Below are 14,361 nucleotides of genomic sequence, written 5' to 3' on the forward strand. Positions count from 1 at the left end.
CTCATCTGATGCTGCAGCTCACTGACCGGGCAGCTGCAGTTCTGCAACGTCGCCATAAAGGCCGTCACGGTTGTAAATGTCTTCACGGAAATGCACCGTGCCGTCTTCGTTGGCCCAGGCCGTGATGTAGGTCAGGTACAGGGGCACCTGAGTCTTGAGCTTCACGTCTTCACGAAGGCCGTCGCGGATGGTCTGGTCAACGCGGGTCCGGTTCCAGTCCGGCGTGGTCGATTCCAGCATCCAGGACACCAGGTCCCGCACGTTCTGGACGCGCACGCAACCAGACGAATGGAAGCGGTTGTCGGTGCCAAACAGCGTCTTGGACGGCGTGTCGTGCAGATACACCTGATGGGTGTTGTGGAAGTTGATGCGGATGGCACCCAGCGAGTTGATCTCGCCCGGATCCTGCCGGAACTGATACTTCGTTGCTTCGTCCGAGTTCCAGTCGATCTGCTGCCAGGAGAGCTCGTTGTTCTTCCAGTCGAAGATACGGATCTTGTTCTTGGCCAGATACTCCGGATCCTGCTTCATTTTCGGGATCAGGTCCTTGCGGATGATCGAAACCGGCACGGTCCAGTAGGGATTGAAATTGACCTCATAGACCTTGGAATTCAGGATCGGGGTCTGGCGGTCGATCTTGCCGACGACAGCTGTGTGACGCGAGCGCACGCGGCCGTTCTGAACGGCCTCGATTTCAGCCGCCGGAATATTCACCATCACATAGCGTTCGCCCAGATCCCCGGAGAGGGAACGCAGGCGCACCAGGTTGGTTTCCAGCTGGCGCAGGCGCACATCGGCCGGAATGTTCAGGGCTGCGAGCGTGGTCTGCCCAAGCGTGCCATCCGGAATGAGGCCGTGGCGCACCTGGAACCGGCGAAGAGCGGAATCGACATAGGAATCGAAGGTCGTGGAGACACCGGCCTGCTGCTCAAGATCACCCGAAGCGATCAAGCGGCGGCGGAGCGAGGCAACGATATTGTCCTCAGCGCCAATGCGCAGCGTCTTGCTGGGAGTGGGCACCGTCTCCCATCCGCCGCGCTGCACGATCATGGAGTACTGGTTGATGGCAGCCGCCACATATTCAGCCGTCTGCGGAGCGAGAGTTGGCGTCGCAGTCTTGATCGACTGCAGATCCTGTAGCGTCGCGTCGAAACGGTCTTCCCACTCGGCGCGCTGATTGTACTGCTGCAGAGCCTCAAGAGGCGACTGAGCGCTTGCCGCACCTGCGTAAATGCCTGTCAACGCCCCTGCCAGAGCCGCCGCGCGGGCCAGAGTGGCGGAAACTTTCGTGATCTGATTCCCGTTGCGCAACAACACCCGTCGCTCCCTTTCGCATCGCGTGGAGGTTCACCTTGCCTGTGCTGATCTGCAGATACTGCGCCGTCTGCAAGCCGGTGAATTCCAGTTAACCACACGGCGGCTTAACAAATTGCAGCCTAGGCCCGTTCGGCCGCCGCATGCCCAAACGGTGAAAACCCCTGCGCAACCGTCAGCCGCTGTCTATGCTCATGGCACAGCAGTGATGATGACCAATAGTCAGGGGTTTATGGCCGAAACATGTCCAGTAAACACATCTCAGCCAAAAAGCGAGCGCTGCTGCAGCAAGGCTACACTGCGTTTTCTGCATGAGCTGCCGCGGCAGTTTCTTCGGGCAGACGGCAGGTTTCTGAAATCCACTGCGCGAAGGCGGCCATCGCCCGCGTTTGCGGGCGGTCCGAGGGCCAGACCAGAATATAGCGTCCGGCAGCAACCGTAATCGGGAACGGCTGGAAAAGCCGTCCTTGCAAGATCTGGCGCTGAAACATGGCAACAGGAAGGAGCGCTGCCCCAACACCATCAGCCGCCAGTTCCGCCAGCGCAACCGAGCTGTCGAAGACCGGCCCCTTGATTGGCGGCACTTGTGTCCGGGCCGCCTCGAACCATTGCGGCCACTCGGCGCTGCGATAGCTGCGCAGAAGAAGCATCTTCGCAAGATCAGATGGTTCATGTAGCTGGCTCGCCAACTGAGGGGCGCAAAGGGGCGACAGGGGCGCCTCCATCAACGGAAGCGCATCATGCCCGCTCCAGCCGCTGGCGCCAAAGCGAATGGCCATGTCCAGACCTTCACGCAGGATCTCGACCCGGTTGTTGTTCGTCGAAATCCGCAGGTCGATTTCAGGGTGCGCGTTGCAGAAAGCATCCAGCCTCGGCATCAGCCAGCCAAGGGCAAAGGTTGTGTTGACGCCGATATTCAGCACTTCCACGTGCCGTTTGCCCTGAAACCAGTCGAGCGTGCGGCCGATCACATCGAAACTGTGTTCGAGAACCGGCGCAAGCAGCCGCGCTTCATCCGTCGGCACGAGACCTTGAGAGGTGCGCTGGAACAGGATCACACCGAGTTGATCTTCCAGTCTTGCGATCTGATGGCTAACGGCGGCTTGCGTCACGCGCAGTTCGACCGCAGCCTTCGTAAAGCTGCCCTGCCGCATGGCGACTTCAAAGACACGCAGCGCATTGAGGGGAAGATCTGGCCGGTCCATCGCATTACTTTTCCTAATGTCGCGCCTGAAGATTTGTCGTTTGAGTGCCAAATGCAAGCCGAAATAGAAAAGGCCATGACATCAACTGATGTTGCTTAACCGCCAGTGCATTTTCATGCGCACGGAATTTCCAAGGATTGATCATGCCCAAAACGCTTTCCCATCTCTGCCGGTCCGCTCAGGCCTTTGCCTTGGCCCTGCTTCTGGCCTCCCCCGCCGCCGCAAATCCGGCAGACGCTCAACTCACTGAAGTTGTTTCCAAAATCGAAACCCGGCTGAATGCCCGCGTTGGAGTTGCGCTGCATGACACCGGCAGCGGCTGGACATGGACAAATCGCGCCGATGAGCGGTTTCTGATGAACAGCACCTTCAAGGCCCCGCTCTGTGGCGCCGTTCTGGCCGCAGCGGATGCAGGAACGCTGAGCCTTGATGAGAAGCTGCCCATTCTCCGCTCCGAAATCCTGTCCTACGCGCCCGTGACAGAGAAAAAGTGGGCCAGTCCATGTCCCTGAGCGAATTGTGCCGGGCAACCGTCGACATGAGCGACAACACTGCCGCCAATCTTCTGATCAAGCGGCTTGGGGTACGCAAGCGGTGACGGCGTTTTTCCGTGAGGTCGGCGACACCGTCAGCCGTCTGGACAGGCTTGAACCGGCAATGAATACGTTCAAGGCCGGTGATCCACGCGATACCACCTCCCCGCAGCCATGTCCGCGACACTAGAAAAGCTGCTCCTCGGCGATATCCTGACCCCCGCCTCCCGCAATCAGCTGACGGAGTGGATGAGCGGCGGCGGTGTCACGGGCGCCCTCCTGCGCGAGACTGCGCCGGACGGCTGGCAGATTGCCGACAAGTCCGGCAGCGGCAAACGGACGCGCAACATCATCGCCATGATCACGCCGCCGGACCAGGCACCGTGGATCGCCGTGATTTTCGTGTCGGATGTGGAGGCGGACTTTGCCACGCGGAATGCGGCCCTGCAGGAGATCAGCGCTGCCGTGATCAGCCTCATCCAGGCACATTGACCGCGCACATCCCGCGATAAAGAAAGGCCCGCGCCGGATGTCCGGCACGGGCCTTTTCATTTCGTGCTGCCTGAAGTCTCTGCAGATCAGAGACGATAGAGGATCTGGTCGGTCCAGAAACGCTCCAGGCGGCGCAGCGACTTGTTGAGCATGGCAAAGTCACCAGCGTGGATCTCGCCCACCTGCTCGACCGAAAGAATGTGACGCTCATAGAGGTCATTCACGATCTTGGCGACTTCCTGGCCCTTCGGCGTCAGGCTGACGCGAACCGAACGGCGGTCCATGCGCGAACGCTGATGATGAATGTAACCGGTCTCCACCAGCTTCTTGAGGTTATAGGAGACGTTGGATCCGAGGTAGTAACCGCGGGTGCGCAGCTCACCAGCCGTCAGCTCGGCATCACCGATGTTGAACAGCAGCAGGGCCTGCACGCTGTTCACGTCGGAACGGCCCATACGGTCGAACTCGTCCTTGATGACGTCAAGAAGACGGCGATGAAGTCTTTCGACGAGCGTCAGTGCTTCCAGGTACAGCGGCTTGAGTTCCGTGTCCTCTTCTGCCTGAGCAACGGCGTCCATAGCTCTGTTTGCTGAGATCATTTGTTTGCGCCTCTATATTTCTACCTGTCATTGGGTGGTTATTTTTTCCACCTTGAGACTGACCATACAGAGGCGCTTCTAAAATCCGCTTAAGAGATACGCTGAATCATCTCTTAAAATTTACCGGAGACTTTTCGTCTGTTTCGAGTGATTGAAAGAATTCATTCACCACGAAGGAACCGGACGATGCCCGAGAAGTCCGTGCCCGCATGGCCCGAATTGCAGAAGAGGGCATAGAGGGCCGCAGCCTGTGCACCCAAGGGGGTTGCAGCGCCCGAGGACTGCGCCGCCTCTTGGGAAAGCTTGAGATCCTTGAGCATCATCTGCGCCGCAAAGCCCGGCTGGTAGTCCCGGTTGGCGGGCGAAGAGGGCACTGGACCTGGCACCGGGCAGTAGCTTGTCAGCGACCAGCACTGGCCGGAGGCTGTGGATGAAATGTCGAAAAGTTTCTGGGCGTCGAGGCCCAGCCGCTCGGCAAGGTTAAACGCTTCACTAACTGCGATCATGGAAATGCCGAGTATCATGTTATTACAAATCTTGGCCGCCTGACCGGTACCCGAGCCTCCGGCGTGGACGATCGTTTTGCCCATCACGTCAAGGAAAGGCTTGGCGCGCTCAAAAGCGTCGTCCTCACCGCCAACCATGAATGTCAGCGTTCCTGCCGCCGCGCCGCCGGTGCCACCGGAGACTGGCGCATCGACCATGACCATGCCTGCGGAAGAAGCAGCCTGCGCGACAGCGCGGGCGCTGTCGACGTCGATGGTGGAACTGTCGATAAGGAGAGTGCCAGGCCGGGCACTGGCAAGAACGCCCTCTTCCCCGGTGTAGACGGCGCGCACATGCTTGCCTGCCGGAAGCATGGAAACCACCACATCCGCATCACGCACGGCTTCGGCGACAGATGCGACCGCCTTGCCGCCTGCGGCTTCAAGCTGAGCCTTGGCTTCCGGCGAGAGGTCGAAACCCTTTACCGCATGTCCCGCCTTGACCAGATTGACAGCCATCGGGCCGCCCATGTTGCCAAGACCGATGAAACCCACTGATGCCATGACGCATTCCTCCCGGTTCGCAGACTCTCGTCCGGAGCAGCATCAGGCAGGGGCCATGGCCGGTCCGGCTATTTCTTTCTGTGTTCCTGCTCCACCAGATAGACCAGCAGCAGATAAATGCCGATGGTCGCCAGGTAGAACGTGATTTCGTAAGGCCGCCGCCCGAACATGTCGGAGAAGGCCGTATGCATGACGATCTGGCTGAACGCCCGGAACAGCCACATCACTGTGCCCCAGGACACCGCCAGCCAGAGGCCGATCGCCGCCACCAGATCCAGCACGGCGAAGAAGACGGTTGCCGTCTGCCATTCGACCGGCATTTCCCAGAACCACGCACCGCGCCATGGCGTGAAGCCGACGATGCGCGCCCAGTGGATCACTCCGCCCGCAATCAGCAGCAGCGCCATGCAGCGCAGATACCAAAGCAGCACGGTGCTCCAGGGCGGGCGGTTCTTGAGGAGATCCTGAAAGCTTGTGATCATGGCTGGCCTTGCGGGAAGAGGCACGCGGCGGTTCTGCCCGTGCCCATGCCTTCACTCAGGGCAGCGGTAGATCGCCGCCCTCTGGCTTTCCGAAATAAGCCCCCAGCCCCGTCCTGTCCACCTCCGCAAGGCTTGCGGCCTGCCAGCGCGGTGCATTGTCCCGGTCCACCAGCACGGAGCGCACGCCCTCATAAAAATCCGTGTGCTTCAGGATCTCGCTGACAATCCGGAATTCCATCCGCATGCAGCCGTTGAAATTCAGCTCCGCGCCCCGGTTCAGCTGCTCAAACGTCAGAGTCAGGCTGGTGGGCGACTTGCTGGCCAGCATCCCCAGGCAATTTCGTGCGAAGTCTGAATCACTTGCACTTAGCGCCCGCCAGATCGAGTCAACGCTGGAGAGACCGAAAACGCGCTCCAGTTCATCCATCACTTCAAGCAGTGGCGCAGGGCCTGCATCCACCGCAAAGCGGGAAAGCGCTGCATCCACCGGCTCCCCGGCGCAGAGCGCTTCCGTCAGCGCCGGAATGGAGGCGGAGGCCACCGCATGGGTAAGCACGCCGGTCAGCAGCGCATCGGCCTGCTTCAACCGCGCCGAAGTGAGCGCGCAGTAGTAGCCGGTGCGGCGCGGCATGCGCGGCAGGAAGAAGCTGCCCCCACATCCGGGAAGAAGCCGATGCCGGTTTCGGGCATGGCAAAGAGCGTCTTCTCGGTCCCTGCCCGGTGCGAGCCATGCACCGACAGGCCCACACCGCCGCCCATGACGATACCATCGATCAGCGATACCCACGGCTTGGGGAAATGCTTGATGCGGCTATTAAGGATGTACTCATCCGCGAAGAAGCTTGTCTGCTCCGGTGCACTCTTGAGGCCCTGCAGGACGCCCATGTCATAGACTTGGCGGATGTCGCCGCCAGCGCAGAAGGCCTTCTCGCCGCTGCCGCGCAGCACGATGCGGGTGACAGCCGGGTTCGTCTCCCAGTCATCCAGCCGGGCGGCGATGGCCTTGACCATGCCGTGGCTGAGCGCATTGAGCGCCTTGGGCCGGTTCAGGGTGATCAGCCCCGCCTGCCCCGCCACCTCGAACAGGACCTCGTCCGCGCTGTCGCTCATGCTCTTCTGTCTCCCCGGCTGCAGCTGAAATTGGTCTGCCTCAGCGACCGATCAGATCGCGCGAAATGATGACGCGCATGATTTCGTTGGTGCCTTCCAGAATCTGATGCACCCGCACATCGCGCAGGAAACGCTCGATGGGATAGTCGCGCAAGTAGCCATAGCCGCCGTGCAGCTGCAGCGCCTCGTTGACCACCTGAAAGCCCGTGTCCGTCGCAAGACGCTTGGCCATCGCCGCAAGGCGCGTGGCTCCAGCGGCCTTCTCTTCTACTGCCATTGCCGCCTTGTGCAGCAGCAGACGGGCGGCCTCCAGCTCCGTCGCCATGTCGGCCAGCCGGAACTGTAAGGCCTGGAAGGTGGAGAGGGAGCGGCCGAATTGCTGACGGTCCTTCATATAAGCAATGCTGCGCTCAAGGCATGTCTGCGCAGCGCCCAGCGAGCAGGCGCCGATGTTCAGCCGTCCGCCATCCAGCCCTGCCATGGCAAACCTAAAGCCTTCGCCCTCTTCGCCGATACGGTTTGCCGCCGGAATGCGGCAGTCTTCAAAAATGACCTGCGCCGTCGGCTGGCTCTTCCAGCCGAGTTTCACTTCCTGCGCCCCGAAACTCAGTCCCGGTGTCCCCTTGTTCACCACGAAGCAGGAGATGCCGCCCGGCCCCTCCCCGCCCGTGCGGGCCATGACGATATAGACATCCGACACCCCGCCGCCGGAAATAAAGGCCTTGGTGCCATTGAGAACATAGCTGTCCCCGTCCCGCACGGCGCGGGTTCTGAGGCTTGCCGCGTCCGAGCCCGCGCCCGGCTCTGTCAGGCAGTAGCTGCCGAAGCGGCGCATGCTGCACAGGTCCGGCAGATAGCGCTCGCGCAGCTCCTGCGAGCCGAAGCGGTCGATCATCCAGCCGGTCATGTTATGGATGGATATGTATGCAGCCGTCGAGGTGCAGCCCTTGGCGAGTTCCTCAAAGATCAAGGCCGCGTCAAGCCGCGTCAGGCCGGAGCCGCCCAGATCCTCGCGAACATAGATGCCGCCAAAACCAAGTTCCGCAGCCTTGCGCAGGGTCTCCACCGGAAAGACCGACTTCTCGTCCCATTCCCGCGCATGCGGCTCCATCTCGTCACGGGCAAAGCTGGCTGCCACCTCCTGAAAGGCGCGCTGCTCTTCGTTCAAGGCAAAGTCCATGTGGCTCCTCCCGCCTGCACGGAGGGCTGAACGAAGGTGGAGACTGGCGGCAGCTTCTCCTCCTGCCTGTCCGATCCACCTTTCAACCCTGTCAATTTGGGGTAGCCCGTTTTGACTTTAACGTCAATTTGGCGGGAGATCGTCTCTTTGGCCTATGGGTTGGGCAAATGGCCCGCACACATGCAGCAAGATAACGATGCCGCAGTCGTCCCTATAGCGCGATGGCAGCGCTGTTGTTACAGTCCGCGCCCATCACGCATAACCAAGACTCACGAACTCCAGGACCCGCCCCATGTCCAGCCCGTTCCACAGCGTTTCCCCCGAGCACATTGACGATATTCTCGGCGGCCGCCGCCTGCGCCGCAACCGCCGCGCCGACTGGGCGCGCCGGCTGGTGCAGGAAAATGCTCTGACCGTGAATGACCTGATCTGGCCTATCTTCCTCGTCGATGGCAGCAACATCCGCCAGCCGGTGCCCTCCATGCCGGGCGTTGAGCGCATGTCGGTAGACGAAGCTGTGCGCGAGGCCGAATATGCGGCGAGCCTGTCCATCCCGGCGCTGGCGCTGTTCCCTTACACCGATCCCGCCCTGCGCGATGACAACGGCAACGAAGCACTCAATCCGGAGAACCTGATCTGCCGCGCTTGCCGCGCCATCAAGCAGGCAGGTCTCAACATCGGTCTCATCACCGATGTGGCGCTGGATCCCTACACCAGCCACGGCCACGATGGACTGATGCACGGCGAGCGCATCCTGAATGACGAGACCGTCGATCAGCTTTGCCGCCAGGCACTGACCCAGGTTGAAGCCGGCGCAGATGTGATCGCACCCTCCGACATGATGGACGGGCGCATCGGCGCCATCCGCCGGGCGCTGGATGCCAATGGCCACCGCGAAACCCAGATCATGGCCTATGCCGCCAAATACGCCTCGGCCTTCTACGGCCCCTTCCGTGATGCGGTGGGCACCTCCAAGACGCTGATCGGTGACAAGCGCACCTATCAGATGGACCCGGCCAACACGGACGAAGCACTGCGCGAGGTGGAACTGGACATTGCCGAAGGCGCCGACATGGTGATGGTCAAGCCCGGCATGCCCTATCTGGACGTTGTCTGGCGGGTAAAGGACACCTTCCGCATGCCGACCTATGCCTATCAGGTGTCGGGCGAATACGCGATGATCCAGGCCGCTGCCGCCAACGGATGGCTTGACGGCGAGCGCGCCATGCTGGAAAGCCTTCTTGCCTTCAAGCGTGCCGGAGCGGATGGGATCCTCACCTACTTCGCCCCCGCGTGGCAGAACTTCTCAAAAGCGGCCTCTGAGGGGCCGCCCGACTGCTGACAAGCCCCAGCCGCAGTGTTTCCGCGCCAGCATTGCTGAGATCCGGAACCAGAGAGCCAAGGCATGTCAGCCCCTCTCTCTGAACCAGCCTGCTCCCCGGCTTCCCCGTTCCGCCATGCCTCCGGCACTGGCCGGATGACGAGGGCCGGGTCAGGATTTTCAACAAACCGTGCGGCCTTTCACAAGGCCGCCCATCTCCGGACGGACCCATGCCCACCCGCACTGACAGCCAGACCGCAGGCACCCTGCCGCTTTCCCTTGCCGATGTGGAAGATGCGGCGCGTCTGATCCGGGGGCCGTGCTGCGCACACCGTTTCTGCCTGCTCCGAAGCTGTCGGCGCTGACCGGAGCCGAGGTTTTCGTCAAGTACGAGAACATGCAGGTCACCAACGCCTTCAAGGAGCGCGGGGCGCTGGTCAAACTGCTGTCGCTGACGGAAGAAGAGCGGCGGCGTGGCGTCATCGCCATGTCAGCTGGCAACCACGCGCAGGCGGTTGCCTATCACGCCGGCCGGCTCGGCATTCCCTCCACCATCGTCATGCCGGAGACGACGCCTTTCGTGAAGATCACCGCCACCCGCGGTTATGGCGCGGAGGTGGTGCTGGCCGGTGACACGCTGGTGGGCGCAACGGCTGAAGCGCAACGCCTTTCGGAAGAAAAGGGTTTTGTCTGGGTCCACCCCTTTGACGACCCGCATGTCATCCGCGGCCAGGGCACCATCGCGCTGGAGATGCTGGAAGACGTGCCGGATCTTGAATGCCTCATCGTCCCGGTTGGGGGTGGCGGCATGATTTCCGGAATGGCAATCGCCGCCAAAGGAGCCAAACCGGATATTTCGATTATCGGCGTCGAGTCGCGGCTCTATCCGGGCATGTGGAGCGCCATGCATGACGAAGACCTGCCTTGCGGCGGACCGACCATAGCGGAAGGCATCGCCGTCAAGGACGTGGGCGCTCTCACCCGCAAGATCGTGCGCGAGCTGGTGGACGATATCGTTCTGGCTGAGGAAAGCGCCATCGAACGGGCCATCAACCTGTTCCTGACCCAACAGAAAACCCTGGCCGAAGGCGCGGGCGCTGCCGGTCTTGCCGCCCTGCTGACGGCGCCGGACCTGTTCCGCGGCAAAAAGGTGGGGCTGGTGCTGTGCGGCGGCAACATCGACCCGCGCCTCGTCTCCTCCATCGTGATCCGCGAGCTGTCGCGCGATGGCCGCCTCGTATCGGTGCGCATCGACACGCCGGACCGGCCGGGCGTGCTGGGCGAAATCGCCTCCATTATCGGCGGGCGCGGTGGCAACGTGGTGGACGTGTCGCATCACCGGCTGTTCCTCAATGTGCCTGCCAAGGGCGCGACGCTGGATGTCACTTTTGAGACCTTCGATGCCCCCCATGGCCAGACCATCATCGAAGCCCTGCGCGAGCGAGGCTATGCGGTGCGGCAGATGAATGTGGCCGAGGTAATGGCCTGACCCCGTCAGCCAGATGGCAGGGCCCCCGAAAGGCCCAAGACAATCTGGAACGGAACAATTGACTGCGCCTCCTGTTCTTCCCACATGAAGAGAACAACAGGAGGCTGCAATGTCCTATGAGGCTGAAATTCTGGAACCCCGGCGCGGCGGCTTTGGCGCAGAGGATGATCCTGCGCTTTTCAGCGGGCTGCGCAGCAAGCGCGTCATGGCCTTCCTGATCGACACGGCCATCATTGCCTTCTTTACACTTCTGGCCGGTATCCTCGTGTTCTTTCTGGGCATTTTCACGCTGGGTCTCGCCTGGCTCGCCTATGCCTTTCTGTGGCAGGGCGTAGCGCTGACCTATACGGCCATCACTCTGGGCGGCGAGCGGGCCTCAACCTTGGGGATGCGCGCCATGGGCCTAGAGATGCGCCTGTGGCACGGCGGCAAGCCCTATGCCCTGCTGGCGGCGATGCACGCGCTGCTGTTCTGGTTCTCTGTCACCCTGCTGACACCTCTGGTGCTGCTGGTCAGCCTCGTGTCAGACCGCAAGCGTCTGCTGCACGACATCATCCTTGGCACTGTGGTGGTCAACTCACAGCGTGGCTATTGACGCCATCAAGGCCTGTCAAAATGACCAATTTCTGCCCTTACGTAAGGACGTTGAGGGCAGAAAAATTTCGATCTCTAGCCGGTTATGCGATGATTAAGTGATTGACGTCCACGCTTGCAGCACCATCCTAAGCGGATATCATGGTCTGGAACATGAGGCTGACTTCAAGACGTGACCCGGCACCCGATCGACCATCCCCAGTTCTACCTGACGGCTCCGGCGCCGTGCCCCTATCTGCCGGGCCGGCAGGAGCGGAAGGTCTTCACCCATCTGGTCGGTCATCAGGCCCCTGCCCTCAATGACGTGCTGACGCAGGGGGATTCCGCCGCAGTCAAAACATCGCCTACCGCCCGGCCTGCGAGGCTTGCCGGGCCTGCGTCTCCGTGCGGGTGCGGGTGGCAGACTTCGAGTGGACGAGCTCTTTCAAGCGCACATGGAAGAAGGGCAGCTGGCTGATCGGAGCGGAGCTGCCGCCCTCACCTTCAAGTGAGCAATATGACCTCTTCCGCACCTATCTTCTGGCCCGGCATGAGAATGGCGGCATGTCGGAAATGAGCGTTCTGGACTATGCGATGATGGTGGAAGACACACATGTGGACACCATGGTCATCGAGTACCGCCGCCGCGGGCCGGATACATTCCTCACCCGGCGCGGCACCGGACCGCTGATCGGCGTCGCCCTGACCGACCGCATGGCCGACGGCCTGTCGATGGTCTATTCCTTCTACGACCCGACGGTCGAAGGCCTCAGCCTCGGCACCTTTATGATCCTCGAGCATATCGAGCGCGCACGCAGGCTGGGTCTGCCCTATGTTTATCTGGGTTACTGGGTCGAGGGCTCGCAGAAAATGGCCTACAAAGAGCGCTTCCAGCCGCAGGAGCACCTTGGACCGGAAGGCTGGTCGCAGCCGGAGCGCTGATCAGGCCGTGTTGTCCACGTGAGCCCGGATCGACGCAAACACGCTGCGGAACATGTCGCGTGTCAAGCGCCCGGTATTCGTGTTGTAGCGCGAGCAGTGGTAGCTGTCGAAGAGCTTCACAGGGCGGCCGGACAGCTGAATGTCATGCCCTGCACCATGCACGAAAGGTGAACGCGCGCGCGGCAGGGACAACGCCGTCAGGAATGTGTCGTGAGCAATACGCCCCAGAGCGAGCACTGCCCGCACCGACGGCTTTGCCTCCAGCGTGGAGATGAGAAAGGGCCGGCACGCCTTGATTTCGGGCCCGGTCGGTTTGTTCTCCGGCGGTACGCAGCGCACCGCATTGGTGATCACTGCATCCACCAGTTCAAGACTGTCATCCGGCCGCGCCTCATAAACGCCCTTCGCAAAGCCGAAGTCGATCATCGTTTCATAGAGCAGGTCGCCGGCATAGTCCCCGGTAAAAGGCCGTCCTGTCTTGTTGGCACCGCGCAAGCCCGGCGCGAGACCAACGATGAGAAGAGACGGCGCCTTGTCACCAAAGGATGGCACGGGCGCGTTGAACCAGTCCGGCGACAGGCGCCGGTGCTCTTCGCGGAACGCGACGAGACGGGGGCACAGCGGACAATCGCGTGCCGGGTCCAGAGCAACACCAGCCATCTGCGGCTCAGGCCTCAGTAGTCGTCGTCTTCGTCGATGTCACGGTCGCGCTCGGGCGCACGCGAGGGGCGCTCGGCAGGATCACGGCCGACCCGGTTGGCAAGGCTCGCAAGCTCGATGAAGTGATCAGCCTGGCGGCGCAGGTCGTCTGCAATCATCGGAGGCTGTGTCTGCAGAGTGGAGACGACGCTGACCTTCCGGCCCTTGCGCTGCAGAGCTTCGACCAGCGAGCGGAAATCGCCGTCGCCCGAGAACAGGACGATGTGATCGACGCTATCGACCAGCTGCATGGCATCCACCGCCAGCTCGATATCCATGTTGCCCTTGACTTTCCGGCGGCCGCTGGAATCAACAAATTCCTTCACCGGCTTCGTCACAACCTTGTAACCGTTGTAATCAAGCCAATCGATCAAAGGGCGAATTGAGGAATACTCCTGATCTTCGATGATCGCGGTATAGTAGTATGCCCTCAGGAGGTAACCTTTGCTCTGAAATTCCTTCAGGAGCATCTTGTAATCGATATCGAAACCAATCGCCTTCGCCGTCGAATACAAGTTCGCGCCGTCAATAAACAAAGCAATTTTTTCTCTTGAATCGAACATAAGGCAATTCCTTTCCAGCACCATCGGGCATTGGCGCAGCATTCAATCTAACAGGGCGCAATTGATTGACTTGTATAAACAATCACTCGCTCGCTTGCGTTGCCTTCCAAGTCAGCAAAAGTTAAACTTTTAACTGAACGCCGTTATTAGACGTCTTTTCGTGGGCGCAACAGTTGGGGTACTACATTGGCGCAGCCCCACGCAATCATAAATATGGCCACCATTTGGACGTGCAAAAGGTTCTCAAGCCATTTTTTTGCCGTTCCGGTACGACAAGATCGTTCACGAAAAAGCGAGGGTTGCGCTAAGGTGCAGTTGCTAATATACGCTCATCACTTGATTTCCAGAACATATGGAGAAGTCCTATGGCGCGCGTGACCGTCGAGGATTGCATCGACAAGGTTGATAACCGGTTCGAGCTGGTGCTGCTGGCAGCACACCGCGCCCGGATGATCTCAAGCGGTTCGCCGCTGACCATCGATCGCGACAACGACAAGAACCCGGTCGTCGCACTGCGCGAAATCGCAGATGAGACGGTAAGCCCGGAAGATCTTAAGGAAGACCTCATTCATTCTCTGCAGAAATATGTGGAAGTGGATGAGCCGGAGGCGGAAGCCGTACCGCTCGTTCCGTCCAGCAATTCTGGCGGCACCCAGGTCAATGCGGTAGATGATTCTGAACGTCGAGTTCGACCGCATGTCGGAAGAGGATCTGCTGCGCGGTCTGGAAGGCCTTGTGCCGCCGGAGCGTTCGGACGACATCTGATTTCCGGCATGAGGCGGGTCATCTGAGTTGGCAAGCCCTGGTGCT

At 60.8% G+C, this 14,361-nt stretch carries 13 protein-coding genes and 4 pseudogenes; 8 read left to right on the forward strand and 9 right to left on the reverse strand.

Features of this window, described 5'->3' with window-relative positions; genetic code table 11:
• Positions 1 to 18: 18 nt before the first annotated feature.
• The gene (locus tag ACQB61_RS11290; protein ID WP_430514354.1) at positions 19 to 1,311 is read right to left on the reverse strand and encodes a L,D-transpeptidase family protein; all 1,293 of its coding nucleotides are present in this window, start codon (positions 1,309 to 1,311) and stop codon (positions 19 to 21) included.
• Between the two features lie 296 nt (positions 1,312 to 1,607).
• Positions 1,608 to 2,519: a LysR family transcriptional regulator gene (locus ACQB61_RS11295; protein WP_430512684.1), complete on the reverse strand. Its 912-nt coding sequence runs from the start codon at positions 2,517 to 2,519 to the stop codon at positions 1,608 to 1,610.
• Between the two features lie 143 nt (positions 2,520 to 2,662).
• On the opposite strand from ACQB61_RS11295, the gene ACQB61_RS11300 reads away from it, so the two are divergent.
• The 3 genes from ACQB61_RS11300 to ACQB61_RS11310 all read left to right on the forward strand — a co-directional run bounded on the left by ACQB61_RS11300 (position 2,663) and on the right by ACQB61_RS11310 (position 3,544).
• Entirely contained in the window at positions 2,663 to 3,031 is a 369-nt protein-coding gene (locus ACQB61_RS11300; RefSeq protein WP_430512685.1) for a serine hydrolase, read from the forward strand.
• Positions 3,022 to 3,117, forward strand: a complete 96-nt coding sequence (locus ACQB61_RS11305) for a serine hydrolase (RefSeq protein ID WP_430512686.1) — start codon at positions 3,022 to 3,024, stop codon at positions 3,115 to 3,117. The genes ACQB61_RS11300 and ACQB61_RS11305 overlap by 10 nt, the downstream gene beginning before the upstream one ends.
• Before the next feature lie 109 nt (positions 3,118 to 3,226).
• Positions 3,227 to 3,544, forward strand: a complete 318-nt coding sequence (locus ACQB61_RS11310; protein ID WP_430512687.1) for a serine hydrolase — start codon at positions 3,227 to 3,229, stop codon at positions 3,542 to 3,544.
• Between the two features lie 86 nt (positions 3,545 to 3,630).
• Here ACQB61_RS11310 and ldtR read toward each other — a convergent pair whose 3' ends face one another.
• The 5 genes and pseudogenes from ldtR to ACQB61_RS11335 form a co-directional block, all read right to left on the reverse strand.
• On the reverse strand, positions 3,631 to 4,143 hold the full coding sequence (gene ldtR / locus ACQB61_RS11315; protein WP_430512688.1) for a transcriptional regulator LdtR: 513 nt from the start codon (positions 4,141 to 4,143) through the stop codon (positions 3,631 to 3,633).
• A gap of 161 nt (positions 4,144 to 4,304) precedes the next feature.
• A complete protein-coding gene (mmsB, locus tag ACQB61_RS11320) occupies positions 4,305 to 5,192 on the reverse strand; it encodes a 3-hydroxyisobutyrate dehydrogenase (protein WP_430512689.1) in 888 nt (295 codons plus the stop codon).
• Positions 5,193 to 5,260: 68 nt separating this feature from the next.
• On the reverse strand, positions 5,261 to 5,674 hold the full coding sequence (locus ACQB61_RS11325; protein ID WP_019962546.1) for a DUF6163 family protein: 414 nt from the start codon (positions 5,672 to 5,674) through the stop codon (positions 5,261 to 5,263).
• A 55-nt stretch (positions 5,675 to 5,729) separates the two neighbouring features.
• Positions 5,730 to 6,784: pseudogene (locus ACQB61_RS11330) on the reverse strand (enoyl-CoA hydratase/isomerase family protein).
• 40 nt (positions 6,785 to 6,824) lie between these two features.
• Positions 6,825 to 7,964: an isobutyryl-CoA dehydrogenase gene (locus ACQB61_RS11335; RefSeq protein WP_430512690.1), complete on the reverse strand. Its 1,140-nt coding sequence runs from the start codon at positions 7,962 to 7,964 to the stop codon at positions 6,825 to 6,827.
• A gap of 292 nt (positions 7,965 to 8,256) precedes the next feature.
• Here ACQB61_RS11335 and hemB point away from each other — a divergent pair, with 292 nt between their 5' ends.
• The 4 genes and pseudogenes from hemB to ACQB61_RS11355 all read left to right on the forward strand — a co-directional run bounded on the left by hemB (position 8,257) and on the right by ACQB61_RS11355 (position 12,289).
• Complete coding sequence (gene hemB, locus ACQB61_RS11340; RefSeq protein WP_430512691.1) at positions 8,257 to 9,306, forward strand: porphobilinogen synthase; 1,050 nt, start codon at positions 8,257 to 8,259, stop codon at positions 9,304 to 9,306.
• A 209-nt stretch (positions 9,307 to 9,515) separates the two neighbouring features.
• A pseudogene (locus ACQB61_RS11345) lies at positions 9,516 to 10,774 on the forward strand (threonine ammonia-lyase).
• A gap of 109 nt (positions 10,775 to 10,883) precedes the next feature.
• Positions 10,884 to 11,369: an RDD family protein gene (locus ACQB61_RS11350; protein ID WP_430512692.1), complete on the forward strand. Its 486-nt coding sequence runs from the start codon at positions 10,884 to 10,886 to the stop codon at positions 11,367 to 11,369.
• Positions 11,370 to 11,540: 171 nt separating this feature from the next.
• Positions 11,541 to 12,289: pseudogene (locus ACQB61_RS11355) on the forward strand (arginyltransferase).
• Here ACQB61_RS11355 and ACQB61_RS11360 read toward each other — a convergent pair.
• The gene (locus ACQB61_RS11360) at positions 12,290 to 12,949 is read right to left on the reverse strand and encodes a uracil-DNA glycosylase (protein WP_430512693.1); all 660 of its coding nucleotides are present in this window, start codon (positions 12,947 to 12,949) and stop codon (positions 12,290 to 12,292) included.
• A gap of 14 nt (positions 12,950 to 12,963) precedes the next feature.
• On the reverse strand, positions 12,964 to 13,551 hold the full coding sequence (locus tag ACQB61_RS11365; protein WP_430512694.1) for an NYN domain-containing protein: 588 nt from the start codon (positions 13,549 to 13,551) through the stop codon (positions 12,964 to 12,966).
• A gap of 365 nt (positions 13,552 to 13,916) precedes the next feature.
• On the opposite strand from ACQB61_RS11365, the pseudogene rpoZ reads away from it, so the two are divergent.
• A pseudogene (rpoZ, locus tag ACQB61_RS11370) lies at positions 13,917 to 14,316 on the forward strand (DNA-directed RNA polymerase subunit omega).
• Positions 14,317 to 14,361 lie beyond the last annotated feature (45 nt).

Origin of the sequence: Pannonibacter phragmitetus (assembly GCF_050510895.1) — a bacterium.
GTDB lineage: Bacteria > Pseudomonadota > Alphaproteobacteria > Rhizobiales > Stappiaceae > Pannonibacter > Pannonibacter phragmitetus_B.

Excerpts from the sequence above, each read along its gene's own strand:
- ACQB61_RS11295 (WP_430512684.1), bottom strand. The coding sequence starts at position 2,519 with ATGGACCGGCCAGATCTTCCCCTCAATGCGCTGCGTGTCTTTGAAGTC.
- ACQB61_RS11300 (WP_430512685.1), top strand. The coding sequence starts at position 2,663 with ATGCCCAAAACGCTTTCCCATCTCTGCCGGTCCGCTCAGGCCTTTGCC.
- ACQB61_RS11305 (WP_430512686.1), top strand. The coding sequence starts at position 3,022 with ATGTCCCTGAGCGAATTGTGCCGGGCAACCGTCGACATGAGCGACAAC.
- ACQB61_RS11310 (WP_430512687.1), top strand. The coding sequence starts at position 3,227 with ATGTCCGCGACACTAGAAAAGCTGCTCCTCGGCGATATCCTGACCCCC.
- ldtR (WP_430512688.1), bottom strand. The coding sequence starts at position 4,143 with ATGATCTCAGCAAACAGAGCTATGGACGCCGTTGCTCAGGCAGAAGAG.
- mmsB (WP_430512689.1), bottom strand. The coding sequence starts at position 5,192 with ATGGCATCAGTGGGTTTCATCGGTCTTGGCAACATGGGCGGCCCGATG.
- ACQB61_RS11325 (WP_019962546.1), bottom strand. The coding sequence starts at position 5,674 with ATGATCACAAGCTTTCAGGATCTCCTCAAGAACCGCCCGCCCTGGAGC.
- ACQB61_RS11335 (WP_430512690.1), bottom strand. The coding sequence starts at position 7,964 with ATGGACTTTGCCTTGAACGAAGAGCAGCGCGCCTTTCAGGAGGTGGCA.
- hemB (WP_430512691.1), top strand. The coding sequence starts at position 8,257 with ATGTCCAGCCCGTTCCACAGCGTTTCCCCCGAGCACATTGACGATATT.
- ACQB61_RS11350 (WP_430512692.1), top strand. The coding sequence starts at position 10,884 with ATGTCCTATGAGGCTGAAATTCTGGAACCCCGGCGCGGCGGCTTTGGC.
- ACQB61_RS11360 (WP_430512693.1), bottom strand. The coding sequence starts at position 12,949 with ATGGCTGGTGTTGCTCTGGACCCGGCACGCGATTGTCCGCTGTGCCCC.
- ACQB61_RS11365 (WP_430512694.1), bottom strand. The coding sequence starts at position 13,551 with ATGTTCGATTCAAGAGAAAAAATTGCTTTGTTTATTGACGGCGCGAAC.